At 67.5% G+C, this 20891-nt stretch carries 16 protein-coding genes; 8 read left to right on the forward strand and 8 right to left on the reverse strand.

Annotated elements, in window-relative coordinates:
- The first annotated feature begins 256 nt into the window (after positions 1-256).
- From CHB99_RS16305 to CHB99_RS16315, 3 genes are read left to right on the forward strand one after another with little or no spacing between them, the layout of a single operon-like run.
- Positions 257-1825, forward strand: coding sequence for an MFS transporter (locus CHB99_RS16305; RefSeq protein WP_042122214.1), 1569 nt, complete (start codon positions 257-259; stop codon positions 1823-1825).
- Between the two features lie 33 nt (positions 1826-1858).
- A complete protein-coding gene (locus tag CHB99_RS16310) occupies positions 1859-2662 on the forward strand; it encodes an SDR family NAD(P)-dependent oxidoreductase (RefSeq protein WP_042122213.1) in 804 nt (267 codons plus the stop codon).
- A 52-nt stretch (positions 2663-2714) separates the two neighbouring features.
- Positions 2715-3842, forward strand: coding sequence for an NADH:flavin oxidoreductase (locus tag CHB99_RS16315; protein ID WP_042122211.1), 1128 nt, complete (start codon positions 2715-2717; stop codon positions 3840-3842).
- Between the two features lie 66 nt (positions 3843-3908).
- On the opposite strand, the gene CHB99_RS16320 is transcribed toward CHB99_RS16315, so the two are convergent.
- Together CHB99_RS16320 and CHB99_RS16325 are read right to left on the reverse strand one after the other, a co-directional pair.
- A complete protein-coding gene (locus CHB99_RS16320) occupies positions 3909-5288 on the reverse strand; it encodes a class II 3-deoxy-7-phosphoheptulonate synthase (RefSeq protein ID WP_042122210.1) in 1380 nt (459 codons plus the stop codon).
- 39 nt (positions 5289-5327) lie between these two features.
- Positions 5328-6377: an EthD domain-containing protein gene (locus CHB99_RS16325; protein ID WP_042122209.1), complete on the reverse strand. Its 1050-nt coding sequence runs from the start codon at positions 6375-6377 to the stop codon at positions 5328-5330.
- A gap of 423 nt (positions 6378-6800) precedes the next feature.
- Here CHB99_RS16325 and CHB99_RS16330 point away from each other — a divergent pair, with 423 nt between their 5' ends.
- Genes CHB99_RS16330 through CHB99_RS16340 form a run of 3 tightly spaced genes read left to right on the forward strand, consistent with a single transcriptional unit; the run spans position 6801 to position 12234 of the window.
- Positions 6801-8465 carry an FAD-dependent monooxygenase gene (locus tag CHB99_RS16330; RefSeq protein ID WP_042122206.1) on the forward strand — a complete coding sequence of 555 codons (1665 nt, stop codon included), beginning with the start codon at positions 6801-6803 and terminating at the stop codon, positions 8463-8465.
- Complete coding sequence (locus CHB99_RS16335; RefSeq protein ID WP_042122205.1) at positions 8462-8740, forward strand: DUF2783 domain-containing protein; 279 nt, start codon at positions 8462-8464, stop codon at positions 8738-8740. The genes CHB99_RS16330 and CHB99_RS16335 overlap by 4 nt, the downstream gene beginning before the upstream one ends.
- Positions 8737-12234 carry an indolepyruvate ferredoxin oxidoreductase family protein gene (locus CHB99_RS16340; RefSeq protein WP_042122204.1) on the forward strand — a complete coding sequence of 1166 codons (3498 nt, stop codon included), beginning with the start codon at positions 8737-8739 and terminating at the stop codon, positions 12232-12234. The genes CHB99_RS16335 and CHB99_RS16340 overlap by 4 nt, the downstream gene beginning before the upstream one ends.
- Before the next feature lie 174 nt (positions 12235-12408).
- Here CHB99_RS16340 and CHB99_RS16345 read toward each other — a convergent pair whose 3' ends face one another.
- The 6 genes from CHB99_RS16345 to CHB99_RS16370 all read right to left on the reverse strand — a co-directional run bounded on the left by CHB99_RS16345 (position 12409) and on the right by CHB99_RS16370 (position 19238).
- Positions 12409-13803 carry an MmgE/PrpD family protein gene (locus CHB99_RS16345; RefSeq protein WP_042122202.1) on the reverse strand — a complete coding sequence of 465 codons (1395 nt, stop codon included), beginning with the start codon at positions 13801-13803 and terminating at the stop codon, positions 12409-12411.
- Between the two features lie 43 nt (positions 13804-13846).
- The gene (locus tag CHB99_RS16350) at positions 13847-14410 is read right to left on the reverse strand and encodes an acyl-CoA carboxylase biotin carboxyl carrier protein subunit (RefSeq protein ID WP_167335842.1); all 564 of its coding nucleotides are present in this window, start codon (positions 14408-14410) and stop codon (positions 13847-13849) included.
- 23 nt (positions 14411-14433) lie between these two features.
- Complete coding sequence (locus CHB99_RS16355; protein ID WP_042122200.1) at positions 14434-15912, reverse strand: acetyl-CoA carboxylase biotin carboxylase subunit; 1479 nt, start codon at positions 15910-15912, stop codon at positions 14434-14436.
- A gap of 2 nt (positions 15913-15914) precedes the next feature.
- Positions 15915-17141: a hydroxymethylglutaryl-CoA reductase gene (locus CHB99_RS16360; RefSeq protein WP_042122199.1), complete on the reverse strand. Its 1227-nt coding sequence runs from the start codon at positions 17139-17141 to the stop codon at positions 15915-15917.
- 12 nt (positions 17142-17153) lie between these two features.
- A complete protein-coding gene (locus CHB99_RS16365; RefSeq protein ID WP_042122198.1) occupies positions 17154-18662 on the reverse strand; it encodes an acyl-CoA carboxylase subunit beta in 1509 nt (502 codons plus the stop codon).
- A 225-nt stretch (positions 18663-18887) separates the two neighbouring features.
- Complete coding sequence (locus CHB99_RS16370; RefSeq protein ID WP_212555913.1) at positions 18888-19238, reverse strand: MarR family winged helix-turn-helix transcriptional regulator; 351 nt, start codon at positions 19236-19238, stop codon at positions 18888-18890.
- A gap of 482 nt (positions 19239-19720) precedes the next feature.
- Between CHB99_RS16370 and CHB99_RS16375 the strand changes: the two genes are divergently transcribed.
- Together CHB99_RS16375 and CHB99_RS16380 are read left to right on the forward strand one after the other, a co-directional pair.
- Positions 19721-20587, forward strand: a complete 867-nt coding sequence (locus CHB99_RS16375; RefSeq protein WP_052419377.1) for a prephenate dehydrogenase — start codon at positions 19721-19723, stop codon at positions 20585-20587.
- Positions 20588-20607: 20 nt separating this feature from the next.
- Entirely contained in the window at positions 20608-20889 is a 282-nt protein-coding gene (locus CHB99_RS16380) for a chorismate mutase (protein WP_212555914.1), read from the forward strand.
- Positions 20890-20891: the final 2 nt, after the last annotated feature.

Genomic DNA, 20891 nt, shown 5'->3' on the forward strand with positions numbered 1-20891 from the left:
AACACCCGGAAGCTACAAAGAAAGCGGCCATTGGCCGCTTTTTTTGTTTCCGCATTTCCTTCGCCAAACTTTCCCGAGACTCATGTCTGCGCGCCCAGCGGCGTCGTTATGCCGTGCCTATTGCTTCGATTATTTAGGTTGCATGCGATCTATCAGCGTGAGAGCATAAAAATCCGCTTCTTTCTGGTGTACCGACCAGCGACCGGGATGACCGGCAGGGGTCGAGAGGATTTTTTTGAGTCGAGGGCATGACTAAATGGGCATTTCGCAAGAGCTCCATGAAGAACACATTCACCCAGTCCTGAAGAACCGCTACTCCGTGCTCCTCCCGCTGTGCGCAGCCGGCATCATCATCCCCATCGTCTTCACCGGCCCGGCAATCGCCACGCCGATGATCGCCCGTGACCTGGGTGGCTCGCTGCTGGAGCTGGGCGGGGTGGTCAATGCCTACAACGTCGCCTTCGGCAGTTGCGTGATGGCGGGCGGGGCGCTGGCGGACCGATTCGGTCGCAAGCGATGCTTCATCTCGGGTCTGCTGCTGTTTTTCCTCACCTCGCTGTTGATCGGCCTTGCTCCGAGCATCGGCGTTCTCAATGTGCTGCGCGGTATCGAAGGGATTGCCGGGGCGCTGACGCTGACCTCGGCCTCGGCGCTGATCGCCCAGGAGTTCGACGATCACCTGCGTTTGCGCGCCTTCAGTTTCCTCGGCACCTCATTCGGCATCGGCCTGGCATTCGGGCCGATGCTGGTTGGCGTGCTGATTGCCCACCTGGGCTGGCGCTCGCTGTTCTTCGGGATCGCCCTGGCGTCGCTGCTGGTCTTCCTGTTCAGTTTCCAGAAGGTCAACGAGTCCCGCGATACCAACGCCAAGGGCATCGACTGGTGGGGCATCGCGTTGTTCACCCTGGCCCTCGGCGCGCTGACCCTCGGGATCGTCTCGGGGCCGGAAAAGGGCTGGGAGCACCCGCTGGTGATCGGCCTGCTGCTGGGCAGCGCCGGGCTGCTGGCGCTGTTCGTCCTGGTCGAGCTCAAGTCCCGCGCGGCCATGCTCGATCTCAGCCTGTTCCGCTACCCGCGCTTTATCGGGGTGCAGCTGCTGCCCATCTCCACCGGGTTCTGCTTTGTCGCCTTGCTGGTGTACCTGCCGATCTGGTTCATCGGCATCCAGGGCTACGACGAGACCCGGGTCGGCCTGGCCATCCTGCCGCTGACCGCGCCCATGCTGATCGTGCCGTTGCTGGCGGGCGCCCTGTCGCGCCACATCGCCCCCGGCCACCTGTGCGGTGCCGGTCTGCTCCTGGCCGCGCTGGGCGAGTGCTGGCTGGCGTTCACCCTGGAGGCGGGCGCGGATGTCTGGAGCGTCGTCCCGGCGATGCTGGTCATCGGCATCGGCAGCGGCTTGCCGTGGGGATTGATGGACGGCCTGTCCATGAGCGTTGTGCCCAAGGAGCGCGCCGGGATGGCCGCGGGGATCTTCACCACCATGCGCGTGGCCGGCGAAGCCGTCGCCATCGCCATCATCGGTGCCTTGCTGGTGGGCTACACAGCGTCCGGCCTGCGCCAACTGGCCAGCGAGCAGGCCCTGCTCGACCCGGCGCGGCTCGGCGAGTGGGCCGGCCAGGTCGCCAGCGGTCAACTGGGTTCGCTGCTGGAGCAGGCCGCCAGCGCCGACAGGCAAGTCCTGGGGCAACTGCTGTCGGCGGTCTATCAACAGTCGTTCAGTGCGGTGCTGTTGTTGATCGCCGCGCTGACGGCGCTGTGTGCGTTGCTGTGCGCGCTGACGGTGAAGGTCGACAGCAGTGGCGGGGCGCCTGTGCACAACTGAAATCGTGGGACTACCAATCGTCGAGGTGAATAAATGGATTTGCAACTGGCGGGTAAACGAGCGTTGGTCACCGGCAGCAACAGCGGCATCGGCAGGGCGATTGCCCTGACGCTGGCCGCCGAAGGGGTCGAGGTGGTGGTGCATGGTCGGCGACGGCCGGAGAGTGAGGCCGTGGTGAGCGCCATCCGCGAGGCCGGCGGCAAGGCCGCACTGGCCTGTGGCGACCTGGTCAGCGACGAGCAGGCGCGCGATGTGGCCGAGGTGGCGCTGGCGGCCTTCGGTGGCATCGATATCCTGGTCGCCAATGCCGGCGCGTTTCCCCCCACACCGGTGCTGGACAGCGAGGCCAACGACTGGCTGAAGCTGTATGACCAGAACGTCGGCTCGGCGATCCGCCTGGTGCGCTTGCTGGCGCCGGCCATGATCGATCGCGGCTGGGGCCGGATCATCACCCTGGGCAGCATCGCCGCGACCCGTCCGTTCGCCAACTTCGGTGCCTACGCGGCGACCAAGGCCGCCTGCGTGAGCCTGGCGGTCACCTTCGCCAAGGAGTTCGGCGGCACGGGCGTCACCTCCAACTGCATCAGCCCTGGCGATGTGCTGACCCCGGCCGCGGAGCAGCACTGGCAGTCGGTGGCGCAGAAAAATGCCTGGGAAGGGGACTGGCAGGCGATCGAGAGCAAGATCGCCACGGAGATTTCGCCGACCCTGGTGGGGCGCCTGGGACGCCCCCATGAAGTGGCCGACCTGGTCGCTTTCGTGTCCAGCCCGAAGGCGGCCTATATCAATGGCGCGAACCTGCGTATCGATGGCGGATTCCTGGCCAGCACCGCGTGAGCGGCCACTTGCGGTGCCGTTTCATTCCCGCGAATCCGTTCAGGAGCAGATCATGAGTCAAGCGCACGACCCTCAGCACCAGGTGCTGTTCAACCCCATCGCCTTCGGCGCGCATACCCTGAGAAACCGCATCGTCATGTCACCCATGACCCGCCAGCGTTCACCCGGGGGCATACCCGGCGAGCAATCGGTCGCCTATTACCGGCGCCGGGCCGAAGGCGGCGTGGGGCTGATCGTCACCGAAGGGACCTGCATCGGCCATCCGGCCGCCCATGGCTACAACCATGTGCCCGACCTGTTCGGCGACCAGGCCCTGGAGGGCTGGAAATCGGTGGTGGCCGCGGTGCACAAGGCGGGCGCGCGGATCGTCCCGCAGTTGTGGCACGTCGGGCCGATTCGTCGCCTGGGCATGGCGCCGGCGCCCCAGGTGCCGGGCTATGGCCCGATGGAGATCAGGGAAGGCGGCGAAGTGGTGGTCAAGGCGATGACCCTGGCGGATATCGACGAGGTGGTCGAGGCCTACGCCCAGGCGGCCCGGGACGCCCAGGCCATCGGCTTCGACGGCGTGGAGATCCACGGCGCCCACGAGTACCTGATCGACAGTTTCATCTGGCAGCGGAGCAACCAGCGCGACGATGAGTACGGCGGCTCGCTGGCCAACCGCACCCGGCTTGCCGCGCGCATCGTGCGGGCGGTGCGCGAGGCGACGGGCCCCGGCTTCCCGATCCTGTTCCGTTTCTCCCAGTGGAAGATCAGCGACTACGATGCCCGGATCGTCGAGGACGCCGAGCAGTTGAAGGTGTTTCTGCAGATCCTGGTGGACGCCGGTGTCGATATCTTCGATGTCAGTACCCGACGTTGCTGGGAGCCGGCCTTCGCCGGCAGCAGCGACAGCCTGGCGGCCTGGACCCGGCGTCTGAGCGGCAAGCCGGTGGTGATGGTGGGCAGTGTCGGGCTGGACAAGGTGTACTCGATCGCCCAGCTGCGCGGCAACGAAAGCGCGGACGCCGGGCAGGGGGACCTGACGCCGGTGCTCGGTCAGCTGCAGTCCGGCGCGGTGGACCTGGTGGCCCTGGGGCGGATGTTGCTGGCGGATCCGCAATGGCCCAACAAGGTGCTGGAAAATCGTCTGGCGGAGATTCGCCGTTTCGACCGCGAGGCCATGCTCACGGAGGTCTGAGCGGGGTATTGAAAAGCCCATCCGACGGGCGTCGGATGGGCTTTTTTGTTGCCGGCGGGCGCGTCGCTAGAGAGCCAGTTCCAGGTTGGGTCGGGCGGGCTGCTCGACCTTCAGTTTCTCGGCGATCAGGAACGCCAGCTCCAGGGCCTGGGTTGCGTTCAGGCGCGGGTCGCAGTGGGTGTGGTAGCGGTTGCTCAGGTCGTCGTCGCAGATGCGCTGGCCGCCGCCGGTGCACTCGGTGACGTCGGCGCCGGTCATTTCCAGGTGCACGCCGCCGGCATGGGTGCCTTCGGCGTGGTGCACATCGAAGAAGCGCTCGACTTCAGTGATCACCGAGGCGAAGCGCCGGGTCTTGTAGCCGCTGCTGGACTTGATGGTATTGGCGTGCATCGGGTCGACCGACCAGATCACGTCGTGGCCTTCGCGTTTGACCGCGCGCACCAGTTGCGGCAGGCGTTCGGCGAGGACATCGGCGCCCATGCGCACGATCAGGGTCAAGCGCCCGGCCTCGTTCTGCGGGTTCAGTGCGTCGATCAGGCGCAGCAGGTCCTGTTCCTGCAGGGTGGGGCCGCACTTGAGGCCGACCGGGTTCTGCACACCCTTGAGGAACTCCACATGGGCATCGTCGATGCCCCGCGTGCGTTCGCCGATCCACAGCATGTGCGCCGAGCAGTCGTACCATTCGTCGCTGGTGTAGTCGAGGCGGGTGAAGGCTTCCTCGTAGTTCAGCAGCAGTGCGTCGTGGCTGGTGAACAGTTCGGTTTCGCGCAGGGCCTGGACCGATTCCGGCGAGACCCCGCAGGCGTTCATGAAGGCCAGGGCTTCCTCGATGCGCCGGCCGATCACCTGGTAGCGCCGTCCCTCCGGCGCACCGGCAATGAAGCGGGTGTTCCACTGCTGCACGTGGCGCATGTCTGAAAAACCGCTGCGGCCCAGGGCGCGCAGCAGGTTCATGGTCGCGTTGGCCTGATGGTAGGCCTGCAGGATCCGCTCGGGATCGGGGCGGCGCGCCTGCTCGGTGAACTCGATCGAGTTGATGATATCGCCGAGGTAGCTGGGCAAGGTCACGCCATCGATGGTTTCCACCGGGGAGCTGCGCGGCTTGGCGAACTGCCCGGCGATACGCCCGACCTTGACCACCGGCACCCCGGTGCTGAAGGCCAGCACCGTGGACATCTGCAGGAACACCCGGAACAGGTCGCGCACGCCCCCCGGGCTGAATTCGGCGAAGGATTCGGCGCAGTCGCCGCCTTGCAGGAGAAACGCCTTGCCCCGCGCGACCTGGGCGAGGCGCGACTTCAGCGAGCGGATCTCCGAGGCCAGGACCAGCGGCACGCTGTCGCTCAGTTGCGCCTCGACGGCGGCGAGGCGCTCGGGGTCGGCGTATTCGGGCAAATGCAGGGCATTCTTTTCACGCCAGGAGGAAGGTGACCATTCATTGGGCATGGGTGCATCTCCACTTGTTCCATAAGGGGATGGGGGCGATCAGCTGGCTGCTTCAGCGTGTGCCTCGGCGGCCTGGCGGGCAGGGCCGGGGGTGGCGGTGCGGGTTTCCGCGGGCAGTTGATTGACCACCTGGAAGGCCAGGGCGGTCCAGTACTCATGCTGCTGTGGGTCGATCAGTTGCGCCTGGTCGTGGAGCAGCGCGGCGATCTGCGGGTCGCCGAGGAACTCCTCCAGGTCGGTGATGGTGGCGAAGGCGGTGATGGCGACGCCGTCGATGTCCTTGCCCACCTCGTGGTACAGCGGCTGGTCGGCGTCCACCGGACCGATGTTGTGCAACTGCACGTAGCGTCGTACCAGGCGCTGGGTCGCGGGCTGGGCCAGCAGGCGAGGCGCGTAGTCGTGCAGCCAGCGCTGCTGGAACTGTTCGCGGCCCAGCGCGGGTGCGCGGCGCACCAGGCTGATCAGCAGGATCGATTCCCTCGACGTCGGGTTGGGGATGACGATGTGCTGCCGGCAGAGGATCGGGCACAGCTCGCGGAAGATCACCTGGTCCTCGGGCAGGATCGCCCGGGTGATTTCCTCATGACCGAAGGTGACCTGCAGGGCATCGGTGTTGGCGAAGCCGAGGTAGGCGATGCCGTCCCATTCCGGGCGCTCGTGCTCGGGCACATGGCCGATCACCGTGTCGAACAGCCGGCCGTCCGCGTCCAGCGGCGGCAGGTACGGCAGCGGGCGCAGGCTGGACGGGCCGGCGCTGACCCGGTGGATCTGGTCATAGCGCAGCAGCGGGTGGCGGCCGTCGGCCTGGATCGGCAGCGCATGGGTGAAGCGCGGGCCGTGGGTCTTGCGCCAGTATTCGGTCCATTTCTCGAAGTTGAGGTTGGGCTGTGCTTCGAAGGCATTGGGGGTGCTGGCCGGATCGCCGAGCACTTCGCCATACAGGTCGAGCATCTGCAGCGGGCCTTTGCGCCGCTGGTGCAGGGGGGTGTTGTCGGCGCGCGAGAGCAGGGTGCAGAGCACCGTCAGCGGTTCATCGCCAACGCGCTGAAGCGGGGCGGGCGCGGTGCTTTCCTGGGTGATGTCGAGCATGTCTTCTCCTGAAATCTCAATGCCGTTGCCGTTCCATGGGCGGTGGCTGCGACGGCCGGGTGGGGTCCGTGACGCTCAACATGGGTGTTGCCAGGAAACAAAGTAGTTCACGAATAGATCGCTTGCAACATTGTTTTCCTGGCTCTTTTCAGCGTTGTGATGCAGGTCCCGCGTGGTCTTCTCCATACGTGTTATTTGCCGATTATCACCGTGTTTTTATTGATTTTTTGCCAATTGTGGCGATGCTTCGTTCTGGCCGGTCGCGACGAAAGACGCTGAATAAATCGCGATAACACTAGTTTGATCCGCTATATACCTTCGGTTTTGGCGTTCTTGCGAACTAAGCGCAAGAGAGCTAACTTCCTTCGGCGGACCCTGTTTGCGTTTCTCAACGCAGCACTTTGCCATCGGAGGCGACGAACCATGCATCAGCCGTCCAGCTTGACCTATGCCACCCCCCCGGAGCTTCGGCTCGGTACGCTGCGCAAGGTGCCTATCGCGATTGTCGGTGCCGGCCTGGTAGGCCTGACCCTGGCCCTCGACCTTGCCCGCCGTGGTGTGGCGAGCGTGGTGGTGGAGGCGCGGCAGACCTTGATCGAAGGTTCCCGCGCGATTGTCTTCGCCCAGCGCAGCCTGGAAATCCTCGGTCGTCTCGGCCTGCCGGAGGCGCTGCGGGAAAAAGGCGTCGACTGGCAGCTCGGCCGGGTCTTCCACAAGGACCAGGAAGTGTTCAGTTTCGACTTCCAGCCGGAGCCCGGCTTTCGCAGCCCCGCCTTCCTCAACATCCAGCAGACCTACATCGAGGAGTGGCTGGTGCAGGCCTGCCTGGCTACCGGCCTGGTCGACCTGCGTTGCCTGAGCCGGGTGGTCGGCGTCGAACAGCAGCCCCTCGGCGCGACCCTGAGCATCGAATGCCCGGACGGCGCCTACCGCTTGCAGTGCGACTGGCTGGTCGCCTGCGACGGCGCGCGCTCGACGGTGCGCACGGCGCTGGACCTGCCGTTCATCGGCAAGGTGTTCGACGACCACTTCCTGATCGTCGACGTGGAAATGAAGCCGGACTTTCCCGCCGAGCGGCGTTTCTGGTTCGACCCGCCGTTTCACCCCAACCATTCGGTGCTGCTGCACAAGCAGCCGGATGACCTGTGGCGCGTCGATTTCCAGCTGGGGCCGGAGGCCGACCCGGCCGTCGAGCGCGAACCGCAGCGGGTCGCCGCGCGGTTGCGGGCGATGTTCGGTGAGGGGACGCCGCTGCGCATCGACTGGATCAGCGTCTACACCTTCCGCTGCCGGCGTCTGGAAAGCTTCGTCCACTCGCGGGTGATCTTCGCGGGTGACAGCGCGCACCAGGTCAGCCCGTTCGGCGGGCGTGGCGGCAACGGCGGGATCCAGGATGCCGACAACCTCGCCTGGCGCCTGGCCGGCATTCTCCTGCACGGGGCGTCGCCGTCGCTGCTGCATTCCTATGACGAGGAGCGGGTGTTCGCCGCCGACGAAAACATCCTCAACTCCACCCGCAGCGCCGATTTCATCACCCCGCCGAGCCGCGCCGCCCACGTTCTGCGCGAAGCGGCGCTGGCCCTGGCCGGCACCACCTCGTGGGGGCGGGCGCTGATCAACTCCGGGCGGTTGTCCCGGCCCGCGCGCCTGGAAGGGGTGGGCCAGTTCGATCAGTTCGCCCACCCCGGCGGTGCCCGGATCGCCCCTGGCACGGCCGCGCCGGACGCCCCGGTCACGGTCGGCGGCGAACCCGCATGGCTGCTCGACCACCTGGGGCGGCGCGGCTTCACTGTGCTGTTCTACGAGCCGGCGCCAGGCCGCGTGCCGGCGACGATCGCCTCGGCCTATCCGGTCGACCTGCTGGTGGTGAGCGCCGGCGAGCCCGCGCCGGGGCAGGACCTGGTGTGGGATCACCGCGGCCTGGTCGCCGCGCGCTACGGCCTGCAGCCGGGAGACGTGCTGATCGTGCGTCCGGACCAGCATGTGCTGACCCTCCTGGCGTTCCCCGATCCAGCGGCCATCGCGCGTTCGATTGCCCTCGCGGCGGCCACCGGGCTGCCGGTCCACGCACAGGAGTACGTGTCATGAGCCGATCCGCCACTTCACCGGGCGCTGGCCTGGCCACGCAATGCCGCCTGGGCAACCCGGACCGCACCTACCAGTTGCTGACGGACGCCTGCCAGGACCTCGACGCCGCGACCGGGCACCTGCTCCACGCCCAGTTGGTGTTGCTGCTGATGAACCACATCGGCGACGACGACGTGCTGCAGGAGGCGATCCAGATCGCCCGGCAAGGCCTGAAACGCCTGGCCGTCACGCCCTCCCATTCACCTCGCGCGCACATCGAAGGGGCTCGGTCATGACTCTGGACTCGGCGTATCGGCTGGACTCCCGTTACCTGCGCGGCCTGGAAGAGCCGCCTGGCAAGATCTTCCTCAGCGGCCAGCAGGCGCTGGTCCGCCTGTTGCTGGCCCAGGCCGCGGCGGACCGCGCGGCGGGGATCAATTCGGCGGGCTTCGTCAGCGGCTACCGCGGCTCTCCCCTCGGCGGCCTGGACCAGGAGCTGTGGCGGGTCAGGCCGCTGCTGGAAAAAGCCAATGTGCGCTTCCAGCCGGCGATCAACGAAGACCTGGCGGCGACCGCGCTGATCGGCACGCAGCGCGTGGAAAGCGACCCGGCGCGCCTGCACGATGGGGTCTTCGCCATGTGGTACGGCAAGGGCCCCGGTGTCGACCGCTCCGGTGATGCCCTGAAGCACGGCAATGCCTACGGTGCGTCGCCCCATGGCGGCGTGCTGGTGGTCACCGGTGACGACCATGGCTGCGTCTCGTCGTCGATGTCCCATCAGTCGGACCAGGCCCTGATCGCCTGGGGGTTGCCGGTGATCCATCCGGTCGGGCTCGACGACTATGAATACTGCGGTCTGTGGGGCTGGGCGCTGTCGCGGTGTTCCGGGTTGTGGGTCGGCTTCAAGGCCATCACCGAAACCGTCGAGGCCTCGCGCTCGGTCGAGACCCTGGCGGCGCCCGAGTTCACCCAGCCGGAGGTCGATCCCGGCCCGGACGGGCTGCACTGGCGCTGGCCGGACCTGCCGGGCATGCAGATCGAGCGGCGTTTTCCGCACAAGCTGGAGGCGGCGCGGCGCTTCATCCGCGCCAATCCCCTGGACCGGGTGGAAACCGCGCCGGCCTTCCCGCGGCTGCTGATCGCCGCCGTCGGCAAAGCCTACGGCGACGTGCGCGAGGCCCTGGAGCAGGGCGGCGTATCGCTGGAGGCGCTGGAGAAGGCCGGGATCGCCCTGCTCAGCATCCGCGTCGTGCATCCCTTGTCGCCGGTCCTGGAGGCCTGGGCCAGGCGCTGCGAGCGGGTGCTGATCATCGAGGAGAAGCAAGGCATCGTCGAGGACCAGCTCAAGCGCAGCCTGTTCAATGCCCGCCCGGAAAACCGCCCGTTGATCATCGGCAAGCTGGATGAGCGCGGGCAGCCGCTGCTGTCGGTGGTCGAAGAGCTGCGGCCGTCGCGCATCCTCTGGGTCCTGGCGAGGCGCCTGGCGCCGTTCGGTCTGGACATCGACGTGCCGCGCTACTGGATCGAGGGACCGGTCTCGCGGGACTTCCACTGGCTCAAGCGCACCCCGTACCTGTGCTCGGGCTGCCCGCACAACACCTCGACCCAACTGCCCGAGGGCAGCGAGGCGCGGCTCGGCATCGGTTGTCACGCCCTCGCGGCGCGCATGCCCGAGCGCGTCACCAGCGGCAGCGTGCAGATGGGCGGCGAGGGCGTGGACTGGCTCGGGCAGATGGCCTTTGTGGCGACCCCGCACATCTTCCAGAACATGGGCGACGGCACGTTCTTCCACTCCGGCTACCTGGCGATCCGCCAGGCCATCGCGGCCAACGCCAACATCACCTACAAGGTGCTGTACAACGACGCGGTGGCGATGACCGGCGGCCAACCGGTGGACGGCACCCTGAGCGTGCGCCAGGTGGTCGAGCTGGTGCGCGGCGAAGGGGTGCGCGAGGTGGTCGTGGTGGCGGACGACCCGAGCCGCTACAAGGCCCGCGACAGTCTGCCGGAGGGCGTCCAGGTCTATCACCGCGACAGCCTCGACAGCGTCCAGCGGCGTCTGCGCGAGGTACGCGGGGTCAGCGTGCTGGTCTTCGACCAGGTCTGCGCCACCGAAGCCCGCCGCCGGCGCAAGCGCGCGCCGCCGGCCAAGGTGCGCTCGCGGGTGGTGATCAACCAGCAGGTCTGCGAAGGCTGCGGCGATTGCCAGACCAAATCCAACTGCCTGTCGGTGGTGCCGGTGGACACCGCGTTCGGCCGCAAGCGCAGCATCGACGCCGACTCCTGCAACCTCGACCAGTCCTGCGTCAAGGGTTTCTGCCCGAGCTTCGTCACGGTCACCGGCACCCCCGCCAAGCCGCGGCGGGCAGCCGTTGCCGGCGCCGATGTGCTGGTCCGCGCGGACGCCCTGACGCCACCGCGCCGCGCGGAGTTCGCGCGCACCTTCGAACTGCTGCTCACCGGCGTCGGCGGTACTGGCGTAGTGACCATGGCCGGCACCATCGCCATGGCCGCGCACCTGCAGGGGCTGGAGGTGTCGGTGCTGGACTTCACCGGCTTCGCCCAGAAAGGCGGCTCGGTGTTCAGCCATATCCGCTTCGCCCATGACTCCCGGCACCTGCATCAGCACCGCATCGACCGCGCCTGCGCCGACGTCCTGATCGCCTCCGACCTGGCCGTGGCCTCGGAAGACGAAGCCTTGAACGTGCTGCAGCGCGGCCGCTCGCGGGTGATCGCCAGCACCAGTGAAGTCCAGGCCGGCGCCATGCTCCAGGACGCCACCCTGCGCCTGGAGACGGCGGCGATCGCCAAGCGCCTGAGCGACATCGTCGGTGCCGAGCACTACCTCTCCGTGGATGCGCGGGAAGTCGCGGCGGCGGTGGTCGGGCCGATGCAGGCGAACATCCTGTTGCTCGGCTATGCCTGGCAGCAGGGCGCCGTGCCCCTGGCGTTCAGCGCCCTCGACCGGGCGCTGGAGATCCATGGCGGTGATGTCCAGGCCAACCGGCTGGCGTTCGCCTGGGGGCGCCTGCTGGCCGCCGACCCTGCGTTCGTCGATGCCCAGATCAACCCGCTGATGCCCAGCGAAGCGCCGCCGCCGCGCACCCTGGAGCAGGTCGTCGAGCAGCGCGGCGCGTTTCTCCTGGATTACCAGGATCAGCGCTATGCCGGTCGTTACCGCGAGCTCGTCGAGCAGGTGGTGCAGGCCAGCGCGAGCCTGGGCGATCTCACCCTGGCTTACGCGGTGGCGCACAACCTGTTCAAGCTGATGGCGTTCAAGGATGAATACGAGGTGGCGCGCCTGCACAGCTCGCCGGCGTTCCTGCGCAGCCTTGGCGAATCCTTCGTCGGGCGGCCCAAGGTGACCTTCCACCTGGCTCCGCCGCTGCTGGATGTGTTTCGCAAGCGGGCTGGCGAGCCGCGCAAGATCAAGGTGTCGGGCTGGATCATCCCGGTCTTCCGCGCGCTGGCCGGGCTGCGTTTTCTCCGTCACACGGCGCTCGACCCGTTCGGTCTGCTCAAGGAGCGGCGTGAAGAACGCCACTTGCTCGACGACTACCAGCGCACGCTGCTGTCCCTGCTGCCGCGCCTGAACGCCGACACCTTGCCGTTGCTGGTGAGCTGGGCGCGGGTGCCGGAGAGCATTCGCGGCTACGGGCACGTCAAGACCCGCTCGATCGTCCTGGCGCGGCAGCGTCAGCTCGACCTGATCGCGCAGATCGAGGGTGGGCCGGTGGAGCGCGGGGCGCCGAGGCGCATTGCGGTGGTGGAGGTGGACAAGGTGTCCTGAACGACAACAGGCGCCCTGGGCGCCTGATGTTGGCCAGTCAAGCCAATCGGGGCCGCTTTGCGGCCCTTCGCGAGCGAGCTCGCTCCCACAGGATTGTGTGTAGGGTCTTGTGGGAGCGAGCTCGCTCGCGAAGGGCTGCAGAGCAGCCCCAACAGGCTTATCCGGGCGCCCGTCTCAAAGCGGCGCGTGCAGGGCCTGGGCCAGCACGGTGTAGGCGGGGTTGATGCCGTCGCGGTCGAAGATCCAGTCGATCACCGTGGCCGCGTGCGCCCGGGCATGGGCCGCGTCCGAATAGCCCAGGCACTTGTCGAACTTGTGCAGCAGCTCTTCCTGGCTCATCGGGTTGCGCGGGTTGCCCTTGGCATGGTTGACCTCGCCCTGCAGGACCGTGCCGTCAGTCAGCTCGATGCGCACCTTGATCTTGCCGTGGGTACCCAGCTCGGCAATTTCGCAGGCCGGGTCATGGGCCGGGAAGACCTTGCGGCTCAAGGCGATGATCTCCGGACGCAGGATCGCCTGCTCGGTGAAGTCGTCGATGAACAGGTCGCCGCTGGCCAGGGCCGTGGCGACGTTGTAGGCCAGGCTGAAACGCGCCTCGACCACCGTGGTCGGCGCCTGCTTGCGTTCCACCGGGGCACTGACCAGGTCATGGATCTGGCGGTTGGTGCGGATGTCGATGCGCACCACCTCGGCAGCGCTCAGGCGACGCCCGCCCACCAGTTCCAGGGCCAGGGCCACGGCCGAGGTGTTCGGCCGGCAGGTGGGGTAGGGCTTGAAGGCGATCCCGTCGGTGTTGCTGAAGCTGGAACCGAGGTCGGCGTCGATGGTTTCCAGCGCCGAGCCGGGTTCGAAGGCGTTGTAGTAGCCCCAGCGACCGGTGAGGAACTGGCTGGCGCCGGTGAAGCCGTTGGCGGCAAGGACCACCGCGCGCACCGCGTTGGCCGCCACCAGGCCCTGCTGGTAGAACACCGTCGAGGCGCCATCGATCATGCACTGGGTTTCCCCCAGGGCGCTGGTGTAGGCGATGCCGAGGGCGTGCTGCAACTGGTTGCCGCGCAGGCCGTAGAGCTTGCCGGCGGCGGCCGTGGCGGCGATCACCTTGCACAGGTCGTAGCGGCCGCTCTCCAGCAGGGTTTCCCTGCGTGCCCGGGACAGGCGGATGGACAGGTCCTGGCCGAGGACGAACGCAGTGATGAACGCCTCGCGGTCGAGCGGGGCGTCGAGCAGGTCGGCGATCGCCAGCAAGGGCGGGAGGATGGCCACGCTCGGGTGGGTGCCCAGCGGGTCGGCCACATCGTCGAAATCCAGGACCCGGGCGGCGGCACCGTTGAGCAGCGCCGCCGCCGGCGCGGGCAGCGCCTGGCGGCGACCGAGGACGCGACTCTGCGGCTGGCCGCCCCAGTCTTCGACGATCCCGGCGAGAACCTTGACCCCGTCGTCACGGGCACCTGCCAGTGACACGCCGAGGGCATCGAGCAGGGAGCGGCTGGCGATCTCCACGGCCGCGGGGTCGATGGCGGCATAGGTGAGGTCGTCGCAATAGCGGATAAGGCGGGCTTCCAGTGTCATTTCAGTTCCTTTGAGATGAGAAAAACGAGCGGTTGCCGCAGGCTCAGTCCGCCTGGGCGAAGGTGATCAGCAACTGGCCGGCGAGGACGCTGTCGTCCGCCTGCACATGCAGGGCCTCGATCCGCCGGCGACCGGGCGCCGACAGGGTCATGACCATTTTCATCGCTTCGATGCGCAGCAACGGCTGGTTCTCTTCGACGAGGCTGTCGACGTCGACCAGGATCTCCAGCACGCGGGCCGGCATCGGCGCGAGCAGGCTGTTGCCGAAGTCCCGGCGGCCGCTGCTGGCGCCGGCGTTGCGGCGCCGGGCGCTGTGCCAGCTGATTTCGCGACGATTGCCGGCGTGGTCGAGGATCGCCGTGTGCGTGCCGGTGCTGGTGACGTGCACGGTCTGCCGCCGGCCTTCGACGTTCAGGGCCAGTCGGGTGGCGTGCCGGGACAGCTCGTCCTGGCGCAGCACCTCCAGCAGCAGGGTGCGGCCATCGGCGAACACCGCCTGGTAACGCTGCTCACCCAGCTCCTCGATATGGACCTGGGCCGTGCCGGCGTCGCCTTCGACGTTGCCGTCCAGGGTCGAGAGTGACGTATTGGGCGCTGATCTGCTCATGCGGGCATGCTCCTTGGGTGGCATCAGGACAACTGCCAGTGGCTGTTGCGCTGGGTCCAGGTCGAGATCGGGTTGCCCGCCGCTGGTGCGGGCGCGGTGGCTGGCTGCAGGTGGCGCGCCAGGGCCGCCACCGCCTGCAGCAACTGCGCCTCCTCGGCGGGCAGGGCATGGGCCGACGGGAAGTGGTTGCAGATCGACAGGTCATAGTGCCCCTCGACGAAGGGCGGCCAGGCCAGCAGCCAGGCGTGTACCGGCAGGTTGCTGCTGAAGCCCGCCACCAGCAGCTCGTCGAGGGCGGCGCGGGCGCGCTGCACGGCGAAGGCGCGGTTGCCGGCGCTGACGATCAGCTTCAGGCACAGGCTGTCGAACAGCGGCGACATCAGCGAGCCGATGCGAATGCCGGAGTCGACGCGAATCCCCGGCCCCTCGGGCACCCGGTAGTCGACCACCCGGCCGCCGGTGGGCAGAAAGTCGCCATGGGCGCTTTCCGCGCAGAGGCGAAACTCCAGGGCATGCCCGTGGAACCGCACCTGCTCCTGGCTGAGGGCGAGGGGCAGGCCCTGGGCCGAGCGAATCAACTGTTCGACGATGTCGACGCCGGTGATGGCCTCGGTCACCGGATGCTCGACCTGGATCCGTGCGTTCATCTCAATGAAGTAGAACTGCTCGCTGGCGTCCACCAGAAACTCCACTGTGCCGACACTGTCGTAGGCGACCTCGCGGGCCAGGGCCAGTGCCGCGTCATGCAGGCGCCGGCGCAGGTCGTCGCTGAGGTTCGGCGCGGGGGCTTCCTCGACGATCTTCTGCCGACGGCGCTGCACGCTGCACTCGCGGGTGCCCAGGTGCAGGTAATGGCCGTGCTGGTCGGCGACCACCTGGACTTCGATGTGGCGCACCGTCTCGCCGAGGAATTTCTCCAGGTAGACCTGGTCGCTGCCGAAGGCCCTGAGCGCTTCATGGCGCACTTCGGCCAGGGCTCCGGCGAAGTCCGCCGCCTGGGGCACCACGCGGATGCCACGCCCGCCGCCGCCGAGGGCGGCCTTGAGCAGCACCGGGTAGCCGATCTCGGCGGCGGCGCGGGCGCCGGCCTCGACATCGCCGTCGATGCTCCGCCCCGGCACCAGCGGGACCCGGGCCCGCTGCGCGGCGGCGCGGGCGGCGATCTTGTCGCCGGTCTGGCGCACGGCGGCGGCGTTGGGGCCAATGAACACCAGCCCGGCGGTCGCGCACGCCTCGGCGAACTGGGCATTTTCCGCCAGCGGGCCGTAGCCGGGCGCCACGGCGTCGGCGCCGTTGTCCAGCGCCGCGCCGATCACCGTCGGGATCAGGGTGGCCGGATCCCAGGCGCTGACCCGAACCGTGGCGTCGGCGGCGAGGACGAACGGCGCCTGGTCATCGTCGGCGCTGTAGATCACCACGGTTTCGAGGCCCAGCAGATGACAGGTGCGAATGAAACGGTGGGCGATTTCCCCACGACAGCAGATCAGGACACGACTGACCATGCTCATGCCTCCGTCGCTTGCACGAACCCTGCCTCGGCGTGCTGGCCGCGCCCGAGGGTGGTGTGGGCGCGGGTGAATTCGCCGGCGCTGACGGCACCGGCCACCGAGATCTCCCCGGCGAGGGCCACCGCGGCGGCGATTTCCGCCAGCTTGCGGGCATCCGTGGCGCAGCCCAGCATGCGCAGGCATTCCTGCTGGGCCGGCAGGCGGGTGCCGCCGCCGACGGTGCCGACGATCAGGTTGGGCAGGGTGACGCTGGCGAGCAGGTCGCCATTGTCCAGCACATCGAAGGTGGTGCAGGCGTTCTTGAACGACACCGTGACGAACGCCGGATCCTGGCCGCAGGCGATGAACAGGGCGGTCAGCGCATTGGCCACATGAATGTTCGGCGCGGTGGCGCCGCGCTGGGCGAGCAGGCTGTTGCAGGCCTGCAGGAAGCGCTGCATGCGTCGTGGCGTGGTGCGCAGGCGCTGTTCCACCAGGGCCTTGGTGATGCGCACGCTGGCCGACACGTAGCGGCCCTTGGCCTGGTCGGCGACGAAACGTTTGTCACCGCCCAGGGTGTTGAAGTAGCCATCCACCCACTGCGGGCATTCGCTCTTGATGAAGCGGCACACCGCCTCGTTGGCCTTGGTCGCCATGTTCAGGCCCATGGCGTCGCCGGTGGCGTAGGTGAACGCCAGGCCGACCAGGTCGCCGTGCAGCAGGGGCGACAGTTCCAGCAGGCGCGCGTGGTTGCTGGTGGCATTGGCGATGGCGACGATTTCGTTCATGTGCACCCGCAGCCAGGCGTCGAACGGCGCCGCGTCGGCGGGGCTGCGCAGGACCAGCGCGGAAATCTTGGTCAGCGCATCGCCGAGGAAGCGATAGCCCGGCTGTTCGCTGGAGGGCTGCTGGTTGTCCAGGCTGGTGACCGTGCAGCCGCCGCTGTCGGTGATCAGGTTCATGCCGCGGGAAAAGGATGCAACCAGCGCGCCCTCGGTGGTCGCCAGCGGCACGATGAAGTCGCCGCGGGCGCGTTCGCCGTCGATCCGCAGCGGGCCGGCGACCCCCAGCGGCGTGCCGACGAAACCGATGAAGTTCTCGCAGGTGCCCTTGACCTGCTCACCACTGATCGGCGCGCCGCCGATGTAGGGCAGGCCGGTGTCGGTCTGCTCGGCGACCCAGGCCAGGCGTCGGGCCACCTGGTCGTACTCATAATCGTTGGCGGGATTCCTTGGGATAGCCATGACCGTGCTCCTTCACAGTTGAATGTTCGAATGCCGACGCGCGGGGAGCCCGCTGATCTTGTCCTGCAGCAGCGCGAAGTTGGCGATCAGCGCGTTGCGCAACTGCTCGGGTTGCAGCAGGCCTTCGATGTAGGTGCGGCTGGCCGAGTACTCGGCGCTGGCGTGGGCCTGGCGGTAGTCCTCGATCAGCAGGTTGCGCCGCGCCTGGGGATCGTCGGCGGCGGCGATGTCCTTGCGGAAGATCACGTCGACGGCGCCCTCCGGACCCATCACCGAGATTTCCGCGCCGGGCAGGGCAAAGATCAGGTCGGTGGCCGAGCGGTTGGCCAGGGTGGGGTAGGCGCCGCCGTAGGCCTTGCGCAGGACCACGGCGATTTTCGGCACCGTGGCCTCGCAGTAGGCGTGCATCAGCTTGGCGCCGGCGCCGATCACGTTGGCGCGCTCCTGGTCGCGGCCGGGCAGGTAGCCGGGCACGTCGACCAGGGTCAGCACGGGCAGGCCGAAGGCATCGCACAGGCGCACGAAGCGCGCGGCCTTGGTCGACGCATCGATGTCCAGGCAACCGGCCAGCCACGACGGCTGGTTGGCCACGATGCCGATGCTCTGCCCGCCCAGGCGGGCGAAGCCGACCACGATGTTGCGCGCGAACAGGGCGTGCACTTCGAGGAACGACTGCTCGTCGACGAAGCCGTCGATCAGCTCGCGCACCTCGAACGGCAGGTTCTTTTCCGCGGGCACCAGGCTGGCGACGGCCGGGGTCGGGTAGCGCTGGCTGGCGGGGCCGTCCAGGTGCGGCGGGCGGGCGGTGTTGTTCTGCGGCAGGTAGGAGAGCAGCGTGCGGGTCAGGGCCAGGGCCTCGTCGGCGCTGTCGACGAGGAAATGCGCGAGCCCGGTTTCGCTGGCGTGCAGCAGGCCGCCGCCGATCTCTTCCTTGGTCACGTCCTCGCCGGTGGCGCGGCGGATCACCGCGGGGCCGGTGAGGAACAGCGCCGACTGGTTGTCGACCATGATGATGAAGTCGGTCAGCGCCGGGGTGTAGGCGGCGCCGCCGATGCAGTCGCCGAGGATGATGGAAATCTGCGGCACCACCCCTGACGCGCGCACGGTCTTGTAGAAGACATGGCTGAACTGCGAGTCGGCGTCGACGCCCTCGTGGATGCGCAGGCCGGACGAGTGATTGAGGGCGATCACCGGGACGCCGGTGCGCAGGGCGATGTCCAGCACCTTGCCGATCTTCAGGGCGTGGATGCGGCTGGAGCTGCCGCCGAGGAAACTGCCGTCGTGGCCGTAGACCACCACGGGGCGGCCATCGAGGGTGCCATGGCCGGTGGCGATGCCGTCGCCGGCGACCTTGCGCGCGGCGGCGCCGAAATGCACGCAGTCATGTTCGGCCTGGGCATCCAGTTCGTGAAAGCTGTGCGGGTCGAGCAGGTCGATGATCTGTTGACGGTGTGCGGCCAGGGGCGGAGCGGGAAGTGTCCGTTCACGCGTAGCGTCCCTGACTCCAGGCGAATCTGACATGACGTGGGCTCCACGGCTGGAAAAGATATGCCGACCGCCGTTCCTTGGCTGGTTCGCGCAGACGCGGTCGCTGCTCTGCGCCGACGACGATCGAGGGCGCAGGAGGGACTGTAGATCTCATGCGATCTATTCGCAAATATTGGTAGAAATGTTTTTTCGCGGGCGTCGAGGGGCAGGGGAAGGGCAAATGGCCGGACCCGCGGACGGGGTCCGGCGCGCAACGGGTCAGTCGGAAGCGGCGGTAATGATCTTGTCAAATACCCCATCGATGATGGCCAGGTGTTCGGCCGGCACGTCGTCCAGCAGCCTGGCGCGGATCTTTCGCACCACCAGCTCGGCCTGTTCGGCCAGCTTGCGCCCGGCGTCCGTCAGGTACAGCGCCTTGGCCCGACGGTCGGAAGGATCGTCGCGGCGGACCACCAGGCCGGCATTTTCCAGTTGATCCAGCAGGCGTACCAGGGACTGTCCTTCGAGTCCCATATGGTCGGCCAGGGTGCGCTGGCGCAGGCCCTCGCCCAGTTTGTTGATGAGCCAGAGCGGGGTGGTGGTGGCTTCCGACAGGTTGAGATTGCTCAACTCTTCGTCGGATACCTTGCGCCATACCCTGGCCGCTCGCTGCAGGCGCAGACAGAACGTATCGTCTGCAAGGGAACGTAGACTCGAATACATCGATAGACCTATTTTTGTAATTGATGGCCGCTTCTCCGGTAGTTGTGGCCGAAGCGACCTGCCTGCCGTTTAGCGACGGGACAGCGGCATGGCAGCGAAAACCTCGCGGCCAGTCGCAGGGTTAAAAGCGAGTACACGCGAACTGTCAGGATGTACTCGCGGTGAAATTCTAGCAGAGTATTCTTGCCGACGGCGATCGCCGGGGGCCGCGTCCTATTGTCCTTTTGCCCCGTGTTTACGGGATTTTCAGCCCTTTTGCCGATCACCCCGAGCAGCGCCGTTTGTCCGCCGGGCAGCGGGTCGGTGGTTTTTCTGTGCTTGCTTATTGATCATATGCGTACTAATTTTTCGCGGCAGCGGTAAAACGATTCGGACAAGGAGTGTCGGCGATGGAGCACATACGGCATCTGGGTATCGTGGGTCTGGGATTGCTCGGCAGCTCGATCCTGCGGGCGGTGCGGCTGAACCATCCGCATGTCCACCTGCACCCCTTCGACAGTGACCCCGGGGTTCGCGCCGAGGTCGAGGCGCTGGGCCTGGTGCCGCGCTGTGCCGAGCACCTGGCGGCGCTGCGGGACTGCGACCTGGTGGTGGTCTGCGTGCCGACCGGGGCCGTGGCCCCGGTGGTCCTGGCGCTGGCCGAGAGCATGAAGCCCGGTGCGGTACTGACCGATGTCGGCTCGACCAAGCAGACGGTGATCGATGCCCTGAGCGAGCGCTTGCCGGCGCACGTGGCGTTCGTTCCCGGCCATCCCATGGCGGGCGGCGAGCAAAGCGGGCCGGGTGCCGGGCGCGCGGACCTGTTCGTCGGCAAGAGTTGCCTGCTGATTCCGCTGGCCACCACGCCCACGCCGGCCATCGAACGGGTCGAGGGCTTCTGGCATGCCCTGGGGGCCGCCACCTGTCGGGTCGATGCCCGCCAGCACGACCGGATCGCCGCCCTGACCTCGCACCTGCCTCATCTGATTGCCTTCTCGCTGATGGACACCTTCGGCGAGCAACTGCCCCTCGATTCGCAGACCGGTTCGTTCATCGGGCGCAGCTTCTTCGAGCAGATTCGCCTGGCGTCCTCGGACGTCACGGTGTGGACCAGCATTTTCGAGAACAACAGTGCCGCGCTGCTGTCGCAGACCGAGTCGTTCATCGCCGTGCTCAATCAGTGGCGGGTCATCCTGCAGGACCGGCCGCTGGAGTTGCACGGCAGGATCCGCGATTCCTCGGGGCTGGCCAACAGGCTGCTGGGGCGTGCGCCATGATCAATGCGGGAGAAGAGGTCGTGAGCGACGTTGAACTGACCAGCCTGCGGCAAACCATCGACGAGCTGGACGAGCAACTGGTCATCCTGCTCGCCCGGCGCTTCCAGGTCACCGAGCAGGTCGGGCGGCTCAAGGCCCGGCAACGCTGGCAGGCCGTGGACCCCGAGCGCGAGGCGCGGCAGCGCCACCGCTACCTGACCCTGGCCGGCCAGCACGGCCTGGACCAGAGCCTGACGCTGCGGATTTTCCGCAGCATCATCGATGAAGTGGTACGCAACCACCGGGCGTTCATCGGCGAGTGAAC

The organism is Pseudomonas japonica, from assembly GCF_900188455.1.
GTDB classification, from domain to species: Bacteria; Pseudomonadota; Gammaproteobacteria; order Pseudomonadales; family Pseudomonadaceae; genus Aquipseudomonas; species Aquipseudomonas japonica.